9 protein-coding genes and 1 tRNA gene are annotated in these 20,327 nt (G+C 60.8%); 8 read left to right on the forward strand and 2 right to left on the reverse strand.

The annotated features are described in order from the left end of the window. The first annotated feature begins 8 nt into the window (after positions 1-8). The 3 genes from BGE01nite_RS17970 to BGE01nite_RS17980 are packed head-to-tail and all read left to right on the forward strand — an operon-like array spanning position 9 to position 12,897. Entirely contained in the window at positions 9-737 is a 729-nt protein-coding gene (locus BGE01nite_RS17970) for a phage major capsid protein (RefSeq protein WP_146852167.1), read from the forward strand. Further along, positions 734-1,609 carry a peptidylprolyl isomerase gene (locus BGE01nite_RS17975; protein ID WP_146852169.1) on the forward strand — a complete coding sequence of 292 codons (876 nt, stop codon included), beginning with the start codon at positions 734-736 and terminating at the stop codon, positions 1,607-1,609. Before BGE01nite_RS17970 ends, BGE01nite_RS17975 begins: the two co-directional genes overlap by 4 nt. Further along, positions 1,606-12,897 (forward strand): filamentous haemagglutinin family protein, encoded by an 11,292-nt coding sequence (locus BGE01nite_RS17980; RefSeq protein WP_146852171.1) that lies wholly within the window; start codon positions 1,606-1,608, stop codon positions 12,895-12,897. The genes BGE01nite_RS17975 and BGE01nite_RS17980 overlap by 4 nt, the downstream gene beginning before the upstream one ends. A 242-nt stretch (positions 12,898-13,139) precedes the next feature. Here BGE01nite_RS17980 and BGE01nite_RS17985 read toward each other — a convergent pair. Beyond that, positions 13,140-13,216: transfer RNA gene (locus BGE01nite_RS17985), tRNA-Arg, on the reverse strand. Positions 13,217-13,508: 292 nt separating this feature from the next. Here BGE01nite_RS17985 and lepB point away from each other — a divergent pair. From lepB to BGE01nite_RS18000, 3 genes are all read left to right on the forward strand, one after another. Next, positions 13,509-14,702, forward strand: a complete 1,194-nt coding sequence (gene lepB / locus BGE01nite_RS17990; protein WP_146852173.1) for a signal peptidase I — start codon at positions 13,509-13,511, stop codon at positions 14,700-14,702. A 119-nt stretch (positions 14,703-14,821) separates the two neighbouring features. Further along, the gene (gene frr / locus BGE01nite_RS17995; RefSeq protein ID WP_246145753.1) at positions 14,822-15,376 is read left to right on the forward strand and encodes a ribosome recycling factor; all 555 of its coding nucleotides are present in this window, start codon (positions 14,822-14,824) and stop codon (positions 15,374-15,376) included. Between the two features lie 3 nt (positions 15,377-15,379). Then, a complete protein-coding gene (locus tag BGE01nite_RS18000) occupies positions 15,380-16,057 on the forward strand; it encodes an acyltransferase (protein WP_146852177.1) in 678 nt (225 codons plus the stop codon). 36 nt (positions 16,058-16,093) lie between these two features. On the opposite strand, the gene plsY is transcribed toward BGE01nite_RS18000, so the two are convergent. Continuing rightward, positions 16,094-16,735: a glycerol-3-phosphate 1-O-acyltransferase PlsY gene (gene plsY / locus BGE01nite_RS18005; RefSeq protein ID WP_146852179.1), complete on the reverse strand. Its 642-nt coding sequence runs from the start codon at positions 16,733-16,735 to the stop codon at positions 16,094-16,096. A 138-nt stretch (positions 16,736-16,873) separates the two neighbouring features. Here plsY and BGE01nite_RS18010 point away from each other — a divergent pair, with 138 nt between their 5' ends. Together BGE01nite_RS18010 and BGE01nite_RS18015 are read left to right on the forward strand one after the other, a co-directional pair. Beyond that, on the forward strand, positions 16,874-18,529 hold the full coding sequence (locus BGE01nite_RS18010; RefSeq protein WP_146852181.1) for a GspE/PulE family protein: 1,656 nt from the start codon (positions 16,874-16,876) through the stop codon (positions 18,527-18,529). 53 nt (positions 18,530-18,582) lie between these two features. Continuing rightward, positions 18,583-20,241 carry a GspE/PulE family protein gene (locus tag BGE01nite_RS18015; RefSeq protein ID WP_146852183.1) on the forward strand — a complete coding sequence of 553 codons (1,659 nt, stop codon included), beginning with the start codon at positions 18,583-18,585 and terminating at the stop codon, positions 20,239-20,241. The last annotated feature ends 86 nt before the right edge of the window (positions 20,242-20,327 follow it).

Consider the following 20,327-nt stretch of genomic DNA (forward strand, 5'->3'; position numbering starts at 1 on the left):
TCATGAACATGAAAGCTCTCACTCCCCTGCTTTTCACCCTCCTGCTGGCCCCCGCGCTTGTCGCTCAACCTGCGGCAGATCCGAACCAGCGTCTGCGCGACACGCTGAAGAACACCATGCTCCAGCTTCGTGCCGCCGAGACTGAACGTGCGACCTTGCAAGCCAACCAGCTCGTCAACGAGGCCAAGATCAAGGAGCTCACGACCCAGGTCGAGACCTTGAACAAACAGATCGCCAAGATCACCAAGGACGCGGCTGCTGAAGAAGAAGCCGCGAAGAAGCAGATCGATGATCTCAAGGCCAAGCAAGAAGCTCAGGCCAAGCAGATCGCCCAGCTTCAGGAAGCCCTGGAGAAATGGAAGACGGGTTACAATGATGTCGTGAAGATCGCCAAAGACCGCGAGGCCCTGCGTGCGAAAGCCAGCAACAAAGCTGTCCTGGCCGAGCGCAAACTGGCCGAGCGCGAGCGCCAGAATCTCGAGCTCTATGTGACGGGTCGCGAGATCCTTGACCGGCTCGCTGGCTTCAGCCTCGGCACGGCGCTCACGGCTCGCGAGCCTTTCGTCGGCACCACACGAGTGAAGCTGCAAAACCTCGTTCAGGACTACGCTGACAAGCTGCAGGACAGCAAGTACAACCCTTTCGCAGAGGCTGAGGCCGCCAAACAAAAAGGACCGCAAGTGACCGACGCCACCGCCAAGGAGAGCGGTGAAGTTCAGAAGCCGAAGCAACCATGATGAAGCACCTCCATCCTCTGCTCATGCTGGTCTTCGCGGGACTGAGCCTGGCGGATGAGCCTCTTGGCAGGCTGGGCTCCATCGAGCTTACGGCGGATGATCTTCGCGCCTCCATCCAGAGTCTTAGTGAAGGCCAGATCGCCTCGCTGCGCGCCGATCCGGCGCTGCTGGAGCAGATCGCACGGACCTCACTGGTGCAGAAGCTCATTCTGCAGGAGGCCACGGAGAAGAAGTGGCCGGAGCAACCGCACATCGCCGCGCGCGTGGAACGCGCCAGACAAAGCGTCATCACCGAGAGCTACCTCGAATCCATCGCCGAGCCGCCAAAGGACTACCCGTCCGAGTCGGAGGTGAAGAGTGCTTACGAAGCGTCCCGGGAATCACTGCGAGTTCCGCAGTCATTCCGGCTCGCCCAGATCTTCATCGCTGAAGCGCCTGGAGCTAGCCAGAAGCTTGCCAAGGCTCAGGAGCTGCTTGCGGGCAAGGATGCTGACTTTGCCAAGATTGCTGCCGATCATTCACAAGAGCCCACCAGTGCCTCCCGCGGCGGTGAGATCGGCTGGCTGACGGAAACGCAGATCGAGGCAGCTCTTTTGCCTCAAGTCAGTGATTTGAAACTCTTCGCCGTCTCCGGTCCGGTGAAGCTCAAGGATGGCTGGCATATCCTGAAGCTGCTCGATGCACGCGCGCCGCACACGCCCACGCTGGAGCAGGCGCGCCCCCAGATCGTGAAGCAGCTCCGCCAGGAGAAGCTGCGTACCAACTCCCAAGCTTATCTCGCCAGCCTGCTGCGCCAGCATGCTCTGGAGCTCAACACCAGCGCGCTCACCCAGGCGCTGCCCCGCGAACCCGCCCCCGACTCGCGCCCATGAATCCGCTTTCATCGCTTCGCCTGCTCATCCGCCGTCATCGTGGACTTCACACCGGCCTGACGCTGCTGCTCATCACCTTCAGCACATTGCCACCTGCTCTCGCGGGTGACATTCTGCGCGCCGGCGGCCCCGCATCCACCAGTGCTGGCCAGCCGAATCCCACTGGCTTGGGCAATGCACCCGCGAATGTCATCTCCAACCGCAACAATGCCCGTGACATCCTGGTGCGCGCGCAGGCGGCCCTCAGTGCCGGACGCACCCTGCAGGCGCAGGCACGAGCAGCGGCTCTGGCAGGCACCAGCACCGTGCCAAACGGCCTCGGCGAAGGTGGCCTTGAGGTGGCTCCCGGAGTCGGCACGAATCCGGATCTCTGGACGGGTGCCCAACTGCCCACGCAAAGCACCGGCGGCGGCCAGACGAACGTCACCATCGTCCAGACGGCCCAACAAGCTTTGCTCAACTGGCGCACCTTCAACATCGGCCGGGAGACCGTGCTGACCTTCGACCAGAGCGCGGGCGGCGCGAACCAGTCTCAGTGGATCGCGTTCAACAAGGTGAACGATCCCAGCGGCCGCCCCTCGCAGATCCTTGGCAGCATCCGCGCGCCAGGCCAGGTCTATGTCATCAATCAAAACGGCATCATCTTCGGCGGCAGCAGCCAGGTGAACACGCACACCTTCGTGGCCTCGGCGCTGCCCATCAATGAAAACCTCATCAACCGCGGCTTGTTGAACAACCCTGATGCGCAGTTCCTCTTCTCTGCCCTGGCCTTGAATGCAGGCACCAAGGGGCCGACTCCGGGCTTCACACCGCCCGCCTCGGTGAACGGCAGAAGTGGCGATGTGATTGTGGAGGCGGGAGCCAGGATCGAGTCACCGACCACGGCCTCAAATGTCGGCGGGCGTGTGGCTCTGGTCGGCGCGAATGTCATCAATCGCGGCACCATCTCCACACCGGACGGCCAGACCATTCTCGCCGCGGGCTTGCAGGTCGGCTTTGTGGCCCATAGCAGCAGTGATCCCAGCCTGCGTGGCCTCGACACCTTTGTCGGCGCGGTCGTTGATCCGCTCTCAGCCGTTCCTGAGTATGCCGGCACCGCGAAGAATGAAGGCATCATCGAAGCCCAGCGCGCCAGCGTGACCCTCGCAGGCAGGAACGTCGAGCAGAACGGTGTCATCAACAGCACCACCTCCGTGGTATTGAACGGCCGCATCGATCTGCAAGCGAACTACGGCGCCGTGACCAACACCGGCTATGACCCTGTGCTGCTGCCCAACATTCCGCCCTTTCTCTTCACCAAGACCGGCACGGTCAAACTGGGCACGGGCAGCGTGACGCAAATCCTGCCCGAGCTGACGAGCACAGAAACCACCATCGGCACCGAGCTGGCCCTTCGCTCACAGGTGAACATCCAGGGCAAGGCCATCCACTTCGGCCAGGACTCCACTCTGCTCGCTCCGAATGGCATCGTGCATGTCGATGCAGGTATCTGGGATCTGGTGAGTGGTGTCAGCCCGCAGAGCTTCTTCGTGCATTCCGGCGGCCAGATCTATGTGGACCAGAATGCAGTTCTGAATGTGGCGGGCACGACGGATGTGGATGTCTCCGTGGACAAGTTCCTGCTCAATATCGAACTGCGTGCCGCCGAGCTTGCTGGCGCACCGTTGCTGCGGGACGGACCTCTGCGCGGCCAGACCATCACGGTGGACATTCGTGACACCGGCACCTACAACGGCCGCACCTGGGTAGGCACACCGCTCGTCGACATCACCGGCTACGTGAACAACATCCAGCGCACAGTGGGCGAACTGACCGTCGCTGGCGGCACCATCGATCTCAATGCAGGTGGCGCGGTGGTGGTGCGTGACTCGGCGGAGATCAACACCTCCGGCGGCTGGATCAACTACACGGGCGCCATGATCGAGACAACAAAGCTCGTGGCAGGCAGCCGCATCTACGATATCTCCCAGGCCACGCCAGACATCGCTTACACCGGCATCCTGCCCTCCGGCAGCACACGGACGAACCTCAAGTGGGCCATCGTGGACCAGTTCAACAATCCAGTGCGCCCCGGTGGTGCCTATTTTGACTCGGGCTATCTGCATGGCGCGAATGGCGGCACGCTAAAGATCACCGCGCCCACCGTGGCGCTCGACGGCCGCTTCATCGGTCGCACCACTCCCGGGCCTAACCAAAGAGTTGTCGGCCCGCGACCGAGCGAGTTCATTCTCAAACTGCAGGCCCAGGAGCTGCTTTCGCCGATCTATCCAGTGTTCTCGCCCACACCGCCTACGGTCACCTTCCAGAATGGAAATGCGCAGAGCGCCGTCGCGAACTTCAATGCCGACGCCAATGGCAACACAGCAGCGCTTGCCGCCGACCGGATCGCCAATGTCTATCTCTCACCCGAAATGCTCACTCGTGACGGCTTTGGTCGCTTCACGGTCGAGAACGTGGATGGTGACATCATCGTGCCTGTCGGAGTGACGCTGCGCGCCGCGCCACGCAACTCCATCACACTGGCCGCAGCCAACATCAACATCCTCGGCAACCTCATCGCCCCGAACGGGCAGATCAATCTCACGGCCTACAATATCTCCCCCTCCGCGGCTGCGGCCATTCAGCGCAGCCCCTTCCCTGTGGCACCTGCTCCCAATGCAGGACGTGGCATCGTCACAATCGGCAGCGGTGCCACCCTCAGCGTCGCCGGATCCCAGATTGACGACCGTCCCGGCGTGTCCGGCCGGCTCACCGCGCCGAGCGCCATTCATGGCGGCAGCCTAACGATCAATGCTAACACGGCGAATCTGAATACTGGCAGCACGCTGAACGTCTCCGGTGGTTTCCAGGTCAGCACCCAAGGGACGGTCACCTATGGCAATGGCGGCACATTAAGACTCTTCGCGGGCCAGGATGCCACGCTGGCCTATGTGACCGGAGGCCGGCTGAATCTCGGTTCCACGCTTCTCGGGCACGCCGGTGTGCACGGGGCTTCCATTCACCTCAAAGCCCCGCAGATCCAGATCGGCGGCACCGCGCAGCATGCGGACACGCTCCTGCTCGATCCCGAGTTCTTCACGCGCGGCGGATTTAGTGATCATCATCTGACTGGCCTTGGCATCGAGACCGGCACCCCAGGTCAATTCCTGGCCGGAGTCGTCGTGGCACCAGGCACGAAGATCCAGCCGGTGGCGGACAACTACACGGTGATCCTCAATCCAAAGACTGGCACTCTCGCCACCAAGATCGTGCGCAATCCTGTGGGCCTGCGTGATCTGATGCATCTCACGCTGGATGCTCCAGGCGTGAAAGGCATCGACGGTCTGGAGATTCGTGGAGACGTGGTGCTCGGGCTCGGTTCGGAGATCATCACGGATCCTCGCGGCATCGTGCAGGTGCATGGCCATACCGTGACGGTGCTCGGCAGCATCATCGCCAGCGGCGGCTTCATTGACATCGCCGGTGCGGACGATTCCTTCCCTCTGCTGTTCAGCGATCAGACCCAGGCTTTGACCACGGTCTACCTCGGCTCTCAGAGCATCATCTCTGCGGCAGGCAGCCGCGTGCTGGTTCCAGACACCACCACGCTCAATCGCCGCCTCGGCGAAGTTCTTGCTGGTGGTGACATCCATGTCTCGGGCAACATCGCCGCGGCAAGCGGAGCATTGCTCGATGTCTCCGGTGCCACGGGCGTTCTCGATCTGCATCCAGCTCAGCTCAATCCTTCTAACAGTTATCTGACACGCGGCAATGTCAGCAGCCTGACCGTTCCTTACAGCCTGCAGAGCATCACCACGCGCGTGGACAGTGATGGCGGCACGATTCACCTCGCTGGAGGTCAGTTGCTGGCCAGTGATGCAACTCTGCGCGGCCAGGCGGGAGGTCAGCTGGCGCAAGGCGGAACGCTGCATGTTTCTTCCGGACGCTTCTACCTTCCAGATGTGATTCCACCCGTGCTCGACACCAATCTCGCGGTGCAGCAGAGCGGCAGCACGCTGCTGAATCCGCTGCCGGATGATGCCAGCGCCATCGGCCGGGCCCTGACCACGGCGGGCGGCTCCTCACGCATCAGTCGTGGCTACTTCTCCGTGGATTCCTTCACCCAGGGTGGATTCGACTCGCTCTCGTTAGGCGGTGCCGTGGAGTTCAGCGGTGCCGTGACCGTCAATGCACGCGGATCCGTGCATCTCGCGGACAGCGGCGTGATCTCTGCCAATGATTCCGTCACCATCAACAGCTCCGCCGCCTCCATCGGCGCAGATTTCACACCTCCGGTTAGGCCTGAGGACAAGCAGGCGCAGCTTCCCTTCACCAACGTGGCGCCGAGCACCGGCACAGGAAAACTGACCGTGAATGCGAAAAATCTGGAAGTGGGCACCACCAGTTTGCAGAACATCGGCGAGGCCACGCTGGCCGCGGACAATGGTGATCTGGTGGGCAATGGCATCTTCAACATCGCGGGCAGGCTCACACTGCGGGCCGGGCAGATTCATCCGACCACGGCCAATGATTTCCTCGTCGTCGCTTACGACTATCTGAGCGGCGGCAGCATGCAGCAAGGCAGCATCACCATTCAGAGCTCGGGCGGACGCCAACTGCCTCTTGTGGCGGGCGGCACCCTCAGTCTCTATGCGTCACGCATTGATCAGCAGGGCACGCTGCGCTCGCCATTCGGCACCATCAATCTCGGCTGGGATGGCACCGGCACTGCACCGGTGAACCTGCTCGCTGGAAACACGCTGGCCATGCCAGTCACACAACAGCTCACGCTGGGTGAGAACAGCATCACCTCCGTCTCCGGCGTGGATCCCAGCACCGGCAAAGGCATCATCGTTCCTTATGGCGTGAGCTTTGACGGCACGACATGGATCGATCCGCGTGGTGTGGACATCACCGCCAGCGGCCCGCCGGAAAAGATCATCAATGTCTCGGCAGCAAACATCAGCATGGCGGGAAGCGCGACCATTGATCTGCGCGGTGGTGGTGATCTCCTGGCTTACCGCTGGGTGCAGGGCAATGGCGGTCCCGTGGATGTGCTGGAGAATGCCGGCAGCTACGCCATTCTGCCAGACTATCAGGCGAATCACTCACCCTATGCGCCTTACAATTCCCTCAGCAACAGCAGCAACCTCATCAGCGGCGCTGGCGCCGGTTATGTGAGCAGCTCACTGAAGGTGGGAGACCGCATCTACCTCGCAGGCAGTGAATCACTAGATGCAGGCTTCTACACGCTGCTGCCTGCGCGCTATGCCTTGCTGCCGGGCGGTCTTCTCGTCACCCCTAAAAGCGGTTCACCCATCGGCAGCACGGAGGCGCCTGATGGTTCCAGCGTGGTGTCTGGTTACCGTTTCAATGATCTGAATTCATCACGCACCGTGCCGACGATCGCCACGCTGTTTGAGGTGGCCTCAGGCACAGTGATCAACAAACGCGCCCAGTATGAACTGCTCTACGCGAGCAGTTTCCTCGGCATGGCGGCAGAGCGCCTGAACCTCGCCACACCTCGTTTGCCGATCGACTCCGGCTATCTGCTTTTGCAGGCCACACAGTCGATGAACTTGCTCGGCCAGGTTTCATCCGTGCCGCTGACCATGGGTGGAGTCGCCGTGGGCCGCGGCGCCAGCATCGACATCAATGCCCCTGGAAACGTCGTGATCACAGCGACACCCACACAAGCCACACCGGGCACTATCTCGCTCAACGCGGAGACACTCAGCTCATGGAATGCGGAAAGCCTCATCATCGGTGGCAAACGCACCCGCGACGCGACAGGCACAACGCTCACCGTCTCCAGCTCCAGCATTACCGTGAACAATGCCGGCCGTGCGCTGAGCGCACCCGATCTCACGCTGGCAGCCACCAATGGTATCATAGTCACCGCAGGTTCCCAGATCAGCTCCACCGGCACGCTGAAGGGCACGGCCGAGACTCTGCGAATCACGGGCAATGGCTCGCTGATCCGTGTCTCTCAGAGTGACACAGCCAGCGTGGTGCGCAGCGGTGTCACCAATGCACCTGGACCTTCCCTGACCATCGGTGCGGGGGCGCAGATCAGCGGTGACAGCCTAACATTGGATTCTACCAGCACCGCCACCGTCTTGGACCCTACGGCCACTTTGAATGCCAATGCCTATGTCCTCAACAGCGGCCGCATCAGCTTGCAGCTCGGCACCGGCTCGCTGCTGCCGAATCCAGGCCTGGCGCTGAACAGCGCGCTCCTTGGCAGCCTCAGCAGTGCGAAGTCCGTCACGCTGCGCAGCTACTCCTCCATCGATATCTATGGCACGGGCAGCATCGGCAGTTCCACGCTGGATCGCCTGACTCTCAGCGCCGGTGAGATTCGTGGTTTCAACCAAGGCACTGGCATAACCACCTTTGCAGCAAAGAGCATCACGCTGGACAACAGCGTCTCCGGTACCGTGGTGAGCACTGCCCCCGCGCTTGGCACCGGCACCCTGGTTTTCTCGGGCGAAAGCATCGTGCTCGGATCAGGTCAGCTGCGGGTGAATCAGTTCGGCAACGTGCGGCTTGATGGCCTGGGCGGGATTCAGGTGAGCGGCATCGGTGGTTTCAGCACCCAGGGTGCTCTGACCGCGAACACGCCGCGGATCGTCGGCACCCTCGCAGCGCAGCACAGTATCAGTGCGGATGGCGCGCTGGTGGTGCAGATTCCGGTGAATGAGCTCGGTGACCGCGTGACAGGCTCGCTCGGGGTCAGCCTCACGCTGCAGGGCTCCAGTGTCACCAGCACCACCCGCATCCAGCTTCCAGGCGGCTCGCTGAATGTCCGCGCCACAAACGGAGCCGCCGTCATCGGCAGTCAGGTGGATGTCAGTGGTGCAGGCCGTGTCTTCAATGATGTGATCAACTACACGAACGCTGGAGATGTCAGCATCAGTTCTGCCACGGGCAGCGTCACCATCAACAACGGAGCGCTGATCAATCTCTCCGCTGATGCAGGCGGCGGTAATGCAGGCACGCTCATCGTCTCGGCACCGGCAGGCACCGTTAACATCAACGGCAGCATAAGTGGTCAGGCTGGCGCGGGTGGCTTGAACGGCCGCTTTGAGCTTGATACCGGCACACTGGCCTCCTACGCCACGCTGCGCAATGCGCTCGCTGCCGCATCCTTGACCGAAAGCCAGTTCATCCGTGTGCGCTCAGGCAATGTCACCGTGGATGGCACCACCACGGCGCGTCAATTCCGGCTCTCTGCGGACCAGGGCAGTGTCACCGTGACCGGCACCGTCGATGCTTCCGGCACCACGGGCGGCAGCATCGCGCTCGCCTCGCGCGGGGACCTCACCATCGCCAATGGCGCTAGGCTGACCGTCGCTGGTCAGACTTTTGATTCGGCAGGAAAGGGCGGATCGATCAGTCTTGAATCCGGCACACAACGCAATGGCGTGGCAGGCACTGGTTCGGTCAATGTTCAATCAGGCTCCATCCTCGACTTGTCTGTCTCGACCAAAGTCGCGGGTGGCGAACAGACCTCTGGTTCCAGCGCTTCCAAAGGCCAGTACAGCGGAAAACTGCACATCCGAGCCCCGCAGAACAGCACCTTCACCGACGTGCTCGTGAGCCCGATCAATGGCAGCATCATCGATGCCTCGAGCATCCTGGTGGAAGGTTACCGCATCTATGATCTCACTTCTTCAGGTGGTGCCATCACCAGCGCGGTGCAGAGCAGCATCCAGACAAACTCGGAGGCTTTCCTCGGTGTGGCAGGCACCAACTCCGCCAATGCCACGGCCATCACCAGCCGCTTGCTGGCGAACAACAGTGCTCTCTCAGCGAACTTCGTGCTCGCACCGGGCGCTGAGATCATCAACCGCACCGGCGGCCTCACTCTTGGAACAGCTACCTCGGACACGTCCGCAGACTGGAACCTCGCCACCTTTCGCTACGGCGTGAAGAGCGCGCCGGGTGTGCTGACGCTGCGTGCAGCAGGGAATCTGAACTTCCACAATGCCCTGAGTGACGGCTTCACCGCCACACTGGCCAGCAGTGATGCCACCTGGCTCTGGCTGGCACGCCTGAGCACGCAGAACACCCAGCTTCCCGCCAACACCCAGTCATGGAGCTATCGCCTCACGGCGGGCGCGGACTTCACTGCCGCTGACTTCCGCCAGACCCAGGCTACCAGCGCGCTTGCGGCCAATGCGGGCTCAATCGTGCTTGGCAAAGATGGCGGTGCGGGCATCGCCGCTGGTGGCAGCAATGCTCTGACCAGTAGTGTAATCAGTGGTTTCAGCAGTGGCGGAGGTCGCGGCCTGTTCCAGGTCATCCGCACCGGCAGCGGTGACATCGAGCTCAATGCTGGACGCAACGTGCAGCTCCTGAACCAGTTTAGCAGCATCTACAGCGCCGGCACACGCGTGCAGGATGCGACTCTTGGCGGGACCTTTGACGCACCTTCTCTGAGCCAGGCCGGCGGCACAGATTCGCTGGGCGCCATTCAGCAAAACTATCCCGCCATCTTCAGCCTGGCCGGCGGTAACGTGAGCATCCAGGCCCGAGAGAACATCGAGCGCCAGGGCAACGCCGTCACCCGCGAACTGGTGAACAACTGGCTCTACCGTCGCGGCACGGTGAATCAGGCGGGGCAGTTCGATGTGACAGGCTTTGGCACCGCCATCGGATCCACTGCGTGGTGGGTGGACTTCAGCAATTTCTTCCAGGGCGTCGGTGCTCTCGGCGGCGGTCACGTCACTCTCAACGCCGGACGCAACATCACCAACGTCGATGCCGTGGTGCCGACGAATGCGCGAGCATCCAAGGGCACCTCAGCCAATCCACTCGCGGCGAATCAAACTTTGTTAGAACTTGGCGGTGGTGATCTGCGCGTGACAGCGGGCGGCAATCTCGACGCTGGTGTCTACTATGTGGAGCGCGGTCGCGGCACCTTGAGTGCTGGAGGCCAGATCACCACCAACGCCTCGCGCTCACCCGGTCTGATCAGCTCGCTCACGGGCATCAATGCAGTCGGCGATCCCAACACCTGGCTGCCCACCACGCTCTTCCTCGGCAAGGGCGGGTTTGATGTCTCCGCACGCGGTGACGTGCTGCTCGGCCCCGTGGCAAATGCTTTCCTTATGCCCCAGGGCCTGGGCAACAGCTACTGGAACAAAACCCACTTCAGCACCTATGCGGCGGACAGTTTTGTGAATATCATTTCGTTAGGCGGCGCGGTCACTCTGCGCACCGGCGCCACCATCAACAATGTCTTTGCTCCGCTGCTACAGGCATGGAGCGCCACCCAGCAGGTGCTGCGCAGCACGTCCTCCGCAAACTTCCAGCCCTGGCTGCGCCTGGTGGAGAATGATGTCTCACCGTTCAGCACCACGGCAGCGCTCATGGCACCCACACTTCGGGTCACGTCCTTTGCCGGTGACATCAACCTCGCGGGCAATCTGACTCTCTCCCCTTCCCCCACAGGCACTCTTGAGCTGCTCTCCCGCGGCAGTGTCAACGGCCTGCGGCCGGTGGGACTCACCTCACCTTCACCCGGCACCACCTTCACCGCCTGGAGCGCCGCCACCATCAACCTTTCGGATGCAAATCCCGCGGCCATCCCCGGAGTGCTCACGCCCTTTGCCTATCGCAGCATCAGTTCCTCCATTGACCCCACCAACACTTTGTCAGACTTCCTGGAGCCAGTGGATGCGCTCTTCCGCGAGTCCGGCGGCACCTTGGGTGACCAGGCGGTGCTGGAGACCAAGCAGGCCCGCCACACGGCCGGCCTTTTGCATCGCAACGACGCCACGCCCGCCCGCATCTATGCGCTCAATGGAGACATCAGCGGCCTGACTTTCTTTTCGCCCAAAAGCTCCCGGGTGATCGCCTCGCGAGACATCGCCGATGTCTCGCTCTACCTGCAACATGTGGGGGGCTCTAAGGATACCAGCATCGTGGCCGCAGGCCGTGATCTGCTGCCCTACAATGCCAACTCCGTCGCTCGTGTGGCGGCGAACCGTAGTGGTAACATAGTGGTGCAATCCTACGAGACGCTGACGGCCGCAGCGCTGGCTGGCGATCTGCAAATCTCCGGCCAGGGCACGCTGCAAGTGCTCGCCGGACGCAATCTCGATCTCGGCGTCGGCCCCAACCTTGCCGACGGCACTGGCGCTGGCCTAACCAGCATTGGCAATGGCCGCAACCCCTTCCTCGCCTTCGAAGGTGCGAGCATCATCGCCGGAGCAGGCATTGGCGCGGCCACGAGCCTGGGTGATAGCAATCTCAACTTCACCAAGTTCATCACCGACTTCGTCCTGGGCCCGAAAGGCGCGGATTACTTGAAGGAAGTCTCGCCAGATTCGCAGAACCCCATCACACCCGCCAGCTTTGCCTCGCTCTCCACGGATGAGCAGAAGCGCCTCGCCATGGAGATCTTCTACCTCGTCCTGCGTGATGCCGGGCGCGACCACAACGATCCCGACAGTGATGGCTTCGGCAACTACGACGCCGGCAAGGCCGCCATCGCCGCGCTCTTTCCTGGCACCACGTGGAAGGGTGACGTCCGCACCCAGGCACGCGACATCCGCACCAAGAATGGTGGAGACATCACCCTCTTCGCGCCTGGTGGCGGACTCCAGCTGGCCAGCAGCATTCTTGGTTCGTCACTGGCACCTCCCGGCATCATCACGGACGCCGGCGGGAACATCAATATATTCACCCACACCAGCGTGGACCTCGGCATCTCGCGTATCTTCACCCTGCGTGGAGGTAATCAGGTCATCTGGTCAAGCACGGGAGATATCGCCGCAGGTTCCTCTTCAAAAACCGTGCAGGCCGCGCCACCGACACGCGTGATCATTGATCCGCAAAGCGCGGATGTGGCCACGGACCTCGCAGGTCTCGCCACGGGCGGTGGCATCGGTGTGCTGGCCTCCGTGAAAGGTGTGCCCCCTGGCAGCGTGGACCTCATCGCGCCTGAAGGCACCATTGATGCCGGTGATGCTGGCATTCGTTCCAGCGGCAATCTCAACATCGCTGCGGCGCAGGTTCTGAACGCTGGCAATATTTCTGTCGGAGGTGCCACCACAGGTGCTCCCAGCAGCGGAATCAGCGCACCAAGCCTCGGGGCCGTCACCGCCGCGAACAACAGCAGTGCAGCGACCTCTTCAGCCGCCGCCGGACAATCCGTCGCTCAGAATCGTGACACAGCATCGACTCAGGAACTGCCGTCCATCATCACCGTCGAAATCCTTGGCTACGGTGGCAGTGATGATGACGACGAAACCGAGGAAGAAAAGCGTCGGCGCATCCGAGACGCTGGTGCGGAGTGATCTGAATGAGCCATCATCCAGACCGCGCGGCAGGACGATAACCTAAAGATGGTTAGGCAACACTGGAGAAAGAGGGACAAAGCTCACCATGTCAGTGCCTGGTGGGCGACGCGTCGCGCGCGGCCTGAACTCCAACGCCCCCGTTTTGATGACAAGGCACATGGCAGCCGAAAAGAGCGCGGTTCTGCCTATTGGCGTTTGGTTGCTCCGCAGCCAAAACATCATAAATCGTTGATTATGAGTGGCGCACCCTTCAGGATTCGAACCTGAAACCTTCTGATCCGTAGTCAGATGCTCTAATCCGTTGAGCTAAGGGTGCCTTGCGTTGAAACCCTGTCGGTCTCGCTGCGGAAGTGGAGACTAGACGCGTGATGCACTTTGTCAAACGGCGCTCTCACTTTTTCTCATCATTTTTATCAGCACCTCCGAATGCGTGTCACCAGCCCGCTGAAAAGGCTCATGAAACCAACATCATGATGACCTGCGAATGATCTCCGCGATCCGTTCCACTTCCATGCTCTCCTCCACTCACGCCACTGCCGATTTTGGCGCTTGCCGCGCTGGCACGGAGCGTTGAAGGATGGCGCGCTGTTTCCCCGCCACGCCCGACCATGCTTATCTTCACTCCCCGCTATCTGAAGCACGCAAAGCTCCTGCACAAGGGCGTCACCCGGTTCCTCAATTATAAGCGCGACCTCCTGCCAGCCTCCAAGCTGGATGAGATCGAGACTCTGCGCCGGAGCCTGGAAGATGCGATGCGCGCCAAGGACAAGGAACGGCTGAAGATGCTGAACGAGGAAATCAACCGCGTGTGCGAAAGAGCCCTGCCTGAAGCGGCGCCAAACGAGATCGCGGAGAATGTGGAGGTCATCTTCGTGGCCATCGTCATCGCGCTGGGCATCCGCGCATACATCGCCCAGCCCTTCCAGATCCCCACGGGTTCCATGCAGCCGACGCTTAACGGCATCACGGCGCAGGCGACGGCTGAGGATCCCACGCCAGGTCTTGCGGGCAAGATCGGCTCCATCTTTTCCAGCACCCGCTTTATCAATGTGGTGTCAGATCATGAGGGTTTCCTGGACCGCCAGAACCCGATCACCGAGCATCGTTTCCTGATCTTCATGCCTTACTGCCTGCTGCATTTCGCGGACGGGCACACCATCAAGATCAAGGCACCACAGCGCCAGCTTCTGGATGAACTGCAACTGGCGAAGCACATCAACAGCGAGCCCGTGGACACGGGCAACGACACGCCAGACCGCCGTGCCGTCTGGGGGCTGCGCGGTGGTGAACCCATCAAGAAAGGCCAGCTCCTCGCACGCGGCGTGGTGCATAACGGCGACCATGTGCTGGTGGACAAATTCAGCTACCACTTCCGCACGCCGACACGTGGCGAGGTCTTTGTCTTCACCACCAAGCACATCAATCTCATCACGGTGCCTTCCGAGCAAGGCTCCCAGCACTACATCAAGCGTCTCGCGGGTGTGCCGGGAGATCTTCTGGAAGTGCAGGCTCCCCTGCTTTTCATCAATGGCAAACAGGCCGAGGAGCAGGGGTTCAAGAACGTGATGCAGGGCACGCGCGAAAAGCCGGTGGACGGCTATCGCGGCTACAGCTTCGCGGAAAACATTAACGGCCGGATCAACAAGATTCACCTCAAGCCCGACGACTACTTTGCCATGGGTGACAACAGCTACAACAGCAGTGACTCGCGATATTGGGGTCCTGTGCCAGAGCGCAACCTCGTGGGTCCGGCTCTATTTTGCTACTGGCCGATCACGAAGCACTGGGGCCGCATCCGCTAAGGCGGCCCGCGACCTGCTTTCTGAAATAAAATCCGGAGTGGACATCCTCCGCCGGGCTGGGCAAAGATGCCCTTCCTCTTTTTTCCACACTCTATTCCCTGACGCTTATGGACCCTGAAATGACGATGCTCGAATGTGAAGATTCGATGACCAAGGCGGTGGAATATGCTGTGCATGAATTTGCCGCCGTGCGCACAGGCAAGGCATCCCCTGCCCTTGTGGAAGGTCTGGACGTCCATGTGCACAGTTACGGTGCGCACATGAAGCTGAAGCAGCTGGCCATGATCACCACGCCGGATGCGCGCCTGATCCGCATTGAGCCTTTTGATTCATCCACGCTGGTGGACATCGACCGTGCCATCCGCGAGTCCCGCCTGGGCCTGAACGGCTCCATCGAAGGCAAGGTGATCCGCCTGCCCATTCCCACCCTTTCCCAGGAACGCCGTGAGCAGATGGTGAAGCTCATCAAGCAGATGGGAGAGGAAGCCAAGGTGCGCGTGCGCTCGGCACGCCGTGATGCCATCGAAACCATCAAGAAGGGTCAGAAGGACGGCGACATCACCGAGGATGACCAGCATCGCCTGGAAAAAGAAGTGCAGGCGATGACGGACAAAAAGATCGCCGAGATCGAGCAGCACATGGTCAGCAAAGAAAAAGAAGTCCTCACTGTTTGATTCATGTATTCCGCGGCAGCCTACCTGGACCTCACCCACACACAACACGCCATCCTGTTCCCCTCGGATGAGCCAGTGTGGACGGCGCTCACGCGCATTGAATCCTACCTGGCCTTCCGCCTGCAGCGCGATGTCCGCACCCAGGTGCCGCAAGGAGCCTTCATTTCTGAGGATGTCTTCATCGATGAAGGCACCACAATCGATCCTGGCGTGGTGATCAAAGGCCCCGCCTGGATCGGCAAAAACTGCCACCTCCGCTCTGGCTGCTACATTCGTGAGAATGTGGTCATCGGAAACGGCTGTGTGCTCGGCAACTCATGCGAGTTCAAAAACTGCGTCATCTTTGACCAGGCCGAGGTGCCACACTTCAACTATGTGGGCGACTCCATCCTCGGTTATAAAGCGCATCTGGGTGCTGGCGTGGTGCTTTCCAACGTGCGCCTGGATCGCAAAGAGGTGACGGTGGATGATGGCAAGCAAACGCACAATACTGGCCTGCGGAAATTCGGTGCCATCATCGGCGACCATGCCGAGATTGGCTGCAACAGCGTGATCAATCCCGGCTCCCTCATCGGACCGCACAGCATCGTCTATCCGCTGACCAGCTTTGGTGGCGTGCTGCCAGCCCACACCATTTTGAAAACACGCCAGACGCAGAGCGTCGTGGCACGGCGGATGTAGAAAGAAGTTCGATGGGCAAAGCCGTCTAACCAACGATCATTTTTTCTTGCCTGCGCGTGGCTCCGTGCCAGCCAGCAAGCGGCTGATGTTGGACTTGTGCCGCAGGATGACCAGCAGCATCACCAGCACACCGAAGCCAAGCATCACATAATCCCAGGAGCCTGAGCGGGCCATCAGGATGACCATGGTCAGCGCCACGCCCACGCCGGACATCATGGAGGCCAGTGACACATAGCGGGTGGTGAAAAAAAACAGCAGCCAGACCAGCAGGCCGCCCAGCATGGCCAGCGGAGCCATGCCACACAGAGCGCCGCCGGTAGTGGCCACGCCTTTGCCGCCTTTGAAGCCCAACCAGAAGGTAAACATATGCCCCAGCACCGCCGCGAGCCCGGTCAGCACGGCTGCGGTGGAGATCAGATGCGCGCCCTCTGGCATGGTGGCGAGCCAGCTCTTGGCCAGCCAGACGGGCAGCCAGCCCTTCAGGAAGTCCAGGATGAAGACGGGAATACCGATGCCCTTCCCCAGAACACGGATGGCATTCGTGGCGCCGATGTTTCCGCTGCCATGCTGGCGGATGTCGATGCCCCGGATCATCTTGCCAGCAAGATAGCCGAACGGCGTGGCACCGCTGACGTAGCCGCCAAGCACGGGAACAAGAAGGGCAAGAGTGGGAGACATGGGTTCGCAAGTAGCGTGCTCCAGCCGTCTCCGCCAAGCAGAAAAGCGGCGGGACAAGGCTGCCATGATTGACACAGCGGCGCTCTTTCAACTAAAACACCAATTCCAACGATAAATCAGCGCCCCCCGACTGACCGCATGTATTCCAACGAAGATTTCCTCATCGAGCTGCTCACTGAGGCAGGCTATGTCAGCCCTCAGGACCTCCAGCAGGCCAAGATTAACAAAAAAGGCCAGGAGACACCCCTCACCACCCTAATCAAAACCGGGGTGGTGAATGAGGAGCAGCTAGCCCAGCTCGTCGCCTCGAACAGCGGCATGGAATACGTGGACCTCCACGGCTTCCCTGCCAATCCAGCGCTGAAAACCCTGGTGGCTCTAGAGCTCGCCAAGAAATACAAGATCGTCCCCATCGGCATGAATGGCTCCGCCATGCAGATCGCCGTGGCAGACCCCTATGACTTTGAGACGCTGGATGCCCTGCCCCACGTGCTGCAGCCGGAGCTGGAGTTTTACTGCTCCACGCCGAACCTGATCCAGGAAACCATGGTCACCATCTATGGCAATGAAGCCATGACGGGATCGACCAAGGGCGAAGGTGCCGGCACCGTGGGAGACACAGACGCGCCGATCATCAAGCTGGTGGAAAACATGCTGATGGACGCCTTCCGTAACAAGACGTCTGACATCCACATCGAGCCGCTGGAAAAAGACATCCGCGTCCGCTTCCGCATGGACGGTGTCATGGTGGACATTGAGCACCATCCGAAGCGCCTGCTTTCCTCCATCATTGCCCGTATCAAGATCATGACGGGCACGATGAGCATTGATGAAAAGCGCGTGCCGCAGGACGGTCGAATCCAGATGAAGTTCGGTGACAAGGAGCTGGACATGCGTGTGTCCATCATCCCCACCCAGAACGGTGAGAGCGTGGTCATGCGTGTGCTGGACAAGAGCAGCCTCCGCCTCGGCCTGAGTGATCTCGGCTTCTTCAGTGATGACCAGGACACCTTCGAAAAGCTCATCTCGCTGCCTGACGGCATCTGCCTTGTCACGGGTCCCACCGGTTCCGGTAAAACGACGACGCTCTATGCGTGCTTGAACTTCATCAACCGTCCGGACCGCAAGATCATCACGGTGGAAGACCCCGTGGAATATGAACTCCCGGGCATCAACCAGGTCATGGTGAGAGAGGATGTGGGCATGACCTTCGCCGCAGCACTGCGAGCCATGCTGCGTCAGGCGCCGAACATCATCATGCTGGGGGAAATTCGAGATAGCGAGACCGCTGGCATCGCCATCCAGGCCTCCCTCACCGGTCACTTGGTGTTCTCCACCCTGCACACCAACGACGCGCCGAGCGCCGTGGCCCGTCTCGCGGACATCGGTGTGAAACCCTTCCTCATCGCCTCTGCGGTGCGTGGCATCCTGGCCCAGCGCCTGATCCGCAAACTCTGCGCCGAGTGCAAGCAGCCAACCGGCCTCTCGGACAAGGAAATGCGTCACCTCGGGCTGGAAGCCAGCCAGATGGCAAGCGCGAACATCATGGGGCCGCAGGGCTGCAACAAGTGCCGAAACTCCGGCTACCGTGGCCGAATGGTCATCGCTGAAATCTTCAAGGTGGATGATGAAGTGCGCACCATGATCAACCAGGACCTCACCACCCCCCAGCTGCGCAAGCGTGCGCGCGAGCTCGGCATGAGAACCCTGCGCGAGGACGGAGTCCGCAAGGTGCTGGCCGGTGTCACCACAGCCAGCGAGGTGATCGACGCCACCATGTCTGACGCCGAATAGTCTGAGAAGAACCCGCGAACCTTAAACAGCGCACTTCCCCCCTCCCCCCCGATATGACCCCCCAAAACGTCATCGACATGCTTGAGTCACGCGGAGTGATCGACTCCGGCGTGGCCGAAGGCCTCAGCCAGGACTGCATCCACAATGGCAAAGAGATCCTTCAAACCCTTATTGATTATGGCATCTACCAGAATGAGGACCAGTTCTGGGCCGCCGTGGCGGAAGAACTCGGCGCCGACCATTTTGATCTTTCGACCTACGAGCCACCGCCATCTGTCATCAACATCATCCCGGCTGGCATGGCCCGCCTCTATGGTGCCTTCCCCATCACGCTGGACGCACGCGGCTTGCACGTGGCCTTCACGGATCCGCTGAATCCCCAGCTGGTGGAAGACCTGCATTTCGGTCTCGGCAAGCAGGTGGTGCCCGTGGTGGCCCGCCGCAGCCAGGTCCAGGCCTTGATTGACAAGCATTACGGCAATGCCGCTCCGAGCATCGAAGACATCTTTGGCGGCCTCGCCACAGCAGGCAAAGACTCGCCGGAAGTGGAGGCGAACTCCGCTCCGATCGTGAAGTTCGTCGATCTCGTGATGACCCAGGCCATCAAGGAAAAGGCCTCGGATATTCACTTTGAACCCTTCGAGCACGAGTTCAAGATCCGCTACCGCGTGGACGGTGCGCTGTATGAAATGGCACCGCCGCCAGTGCACCTGGCAAACTCGGTGATCTCCCGCGTGAAGGTCATGTCGAACATGAACATCGCCGAGCGCCGCGTTCCGCAGGACGGACGCATCATGACGGTGGTGAACGGCAAGCCGGTGGACATGCGTGTAAACTCCCTGCCCACCCAGCACGGCGAGTCCGTGGTGCTTCGTGTGCTTGACCGTAGTTCCGTGAACCTGGATCTGGAGCATCTGGGCATGCCGACCTATCTCTTTGATTACATCACCGAGACCATTGAGAAGCCGAACGGCATCTTCATCGTCACAGGCCCCACAGGTGCTGGCAAGACCACCACTCTTTACGCCTGCCTCCGCCGCATCAACCAGATCGACACGAAGGTGCTCACAGCGGAAGACCCGGTGGAGTATGAGCTGGATGGCATCATGCAGGTGCCCGTGAATGACGCGGTCGGCCTCACCTTTGCCAAGGCGCTGCGCTCCTTCCTGCGTCAAGATCCAGACAAGATCATGGTGGGAGAAATGCGTGACATGGAAACTGCCCAGATCGCCATTCAGGCATCCCTGACCGGCCACTTGGTACTCAGCACACTGCACACCAACGATGCGGCCGGTGCCGTGACCCGTCTGGTGGACATGGGTGTCCAACCTTTCCTCATTTCTGCCACGCTTGAGGGCATCCTGGCTCAGCGACTTCTGCGCACGATCTGCAAGAACTGCAAGGCGCCGTATGACCCCAGCCTCTCCATCCTGAACCAGCTGGGTCTCAGCCAGAGCGATATCGGCGGGAAGCAATTCTACACCGGTGCTGGTTGTGACAAGTGTGGCGGCTCCGGCTACAAGGGCCGCAAAGGCATCTACGAGCTGCTGAATGTAAACGACCCGATCCGCGACCTCATCATCGAGCGAGCGCCAACGCTGGTCCTGAAGCAGAAAGCTGTCGAGCTCGGCATGATGACTTTGCGCGAGGACGGCCTGCGCAACATCTACGATGGTGAAACCTCCATCGAAGAAGTGCTGAAGTACACCTGAACCCGCTCGTCAAAATCACGATTTTGCCACCCCAAGTACCATAAATTAGGTGGACAGAATCAATCGCAGACAAGTAATCTCTCGAT

Source organism: Prosthecobacter gellanilyticus (genome assembly GCF_007992435.1).
Taxonomy (GTDB): Bacteria; Verrucomicrobiota; Verrucomicrobiia; order Verrucomicrobiales; family Verrucomicrobiaceae; genus Prosthecobacter; species Prosthecobacter gellanilyticus.

Excerpts from the sequence above, each read along its gene's own strand:
- BGE01nite_RS17970 (WP_146852167.1), top strand. The coding sequence starts at position 9 with ATGAAAGCTCTCACTCCCCTGCTTTTCACCCTCCTGCTGGCCCCCGCG.
- BGE01nite_RS17975 (WP_146852169.1), top strand. The coding sequence starts at position 734 with ATGATGAAGCACCTCCATCCTCTGCTCATGCTGGTCTTCGCGGGACTG.
- BGE01nite_RS17980 (WP_146852171.1), top strand. The coding sequence starts at position 1,606 with ATGAATCCGCTTTCATCGCTTCGCCTGCTCATCCGCCGTCATCGTGGA.
- lepB (WP_146852173.1), top strand. The coding sequence starts at position 13,509 with ATGCTTATCTTCACTCCCCGCTATCTGAAGCACGCAAAGCTCCTGCAC.
- frr (WP_246145753.1), top strand. The coding sequence starts at position 14,822 with ATGACGATGCTCGAATGTGAAGATTCGATGACCAAGGCGGTGGAATAT.
- BGE01nite_RS18000 (WP_146852177.1), top strand. The coding sequence starts at position 15,380 with ATGTATTCCGCGGCAGCCTACCTGGACCTCACCCACACACAACACGCC.
- plsY (WP_146852179.1), bottom strand. The coding sequence starts at position 16,735 with ATGTCTCCCACTCTTGCCCTTCTTGTTCCCGTGCTTGGCGGCTACGTC.
- BGE01nite_RS18010 (WP_146852181.1), top strand. The coding sequence starts at position 16,874 with ATGTATTCCAACGAAGATTTCCTCATCGAGCTGCTCACTGAGGCAGGC.
- BGE01nite_RS18015 (WP_146852183.1), top strand. The coding sequence starts at position 18,583 with ATGACCCCCCAAAACGTCATCGACATGCTTGAGTCACGCGGAGTGATC.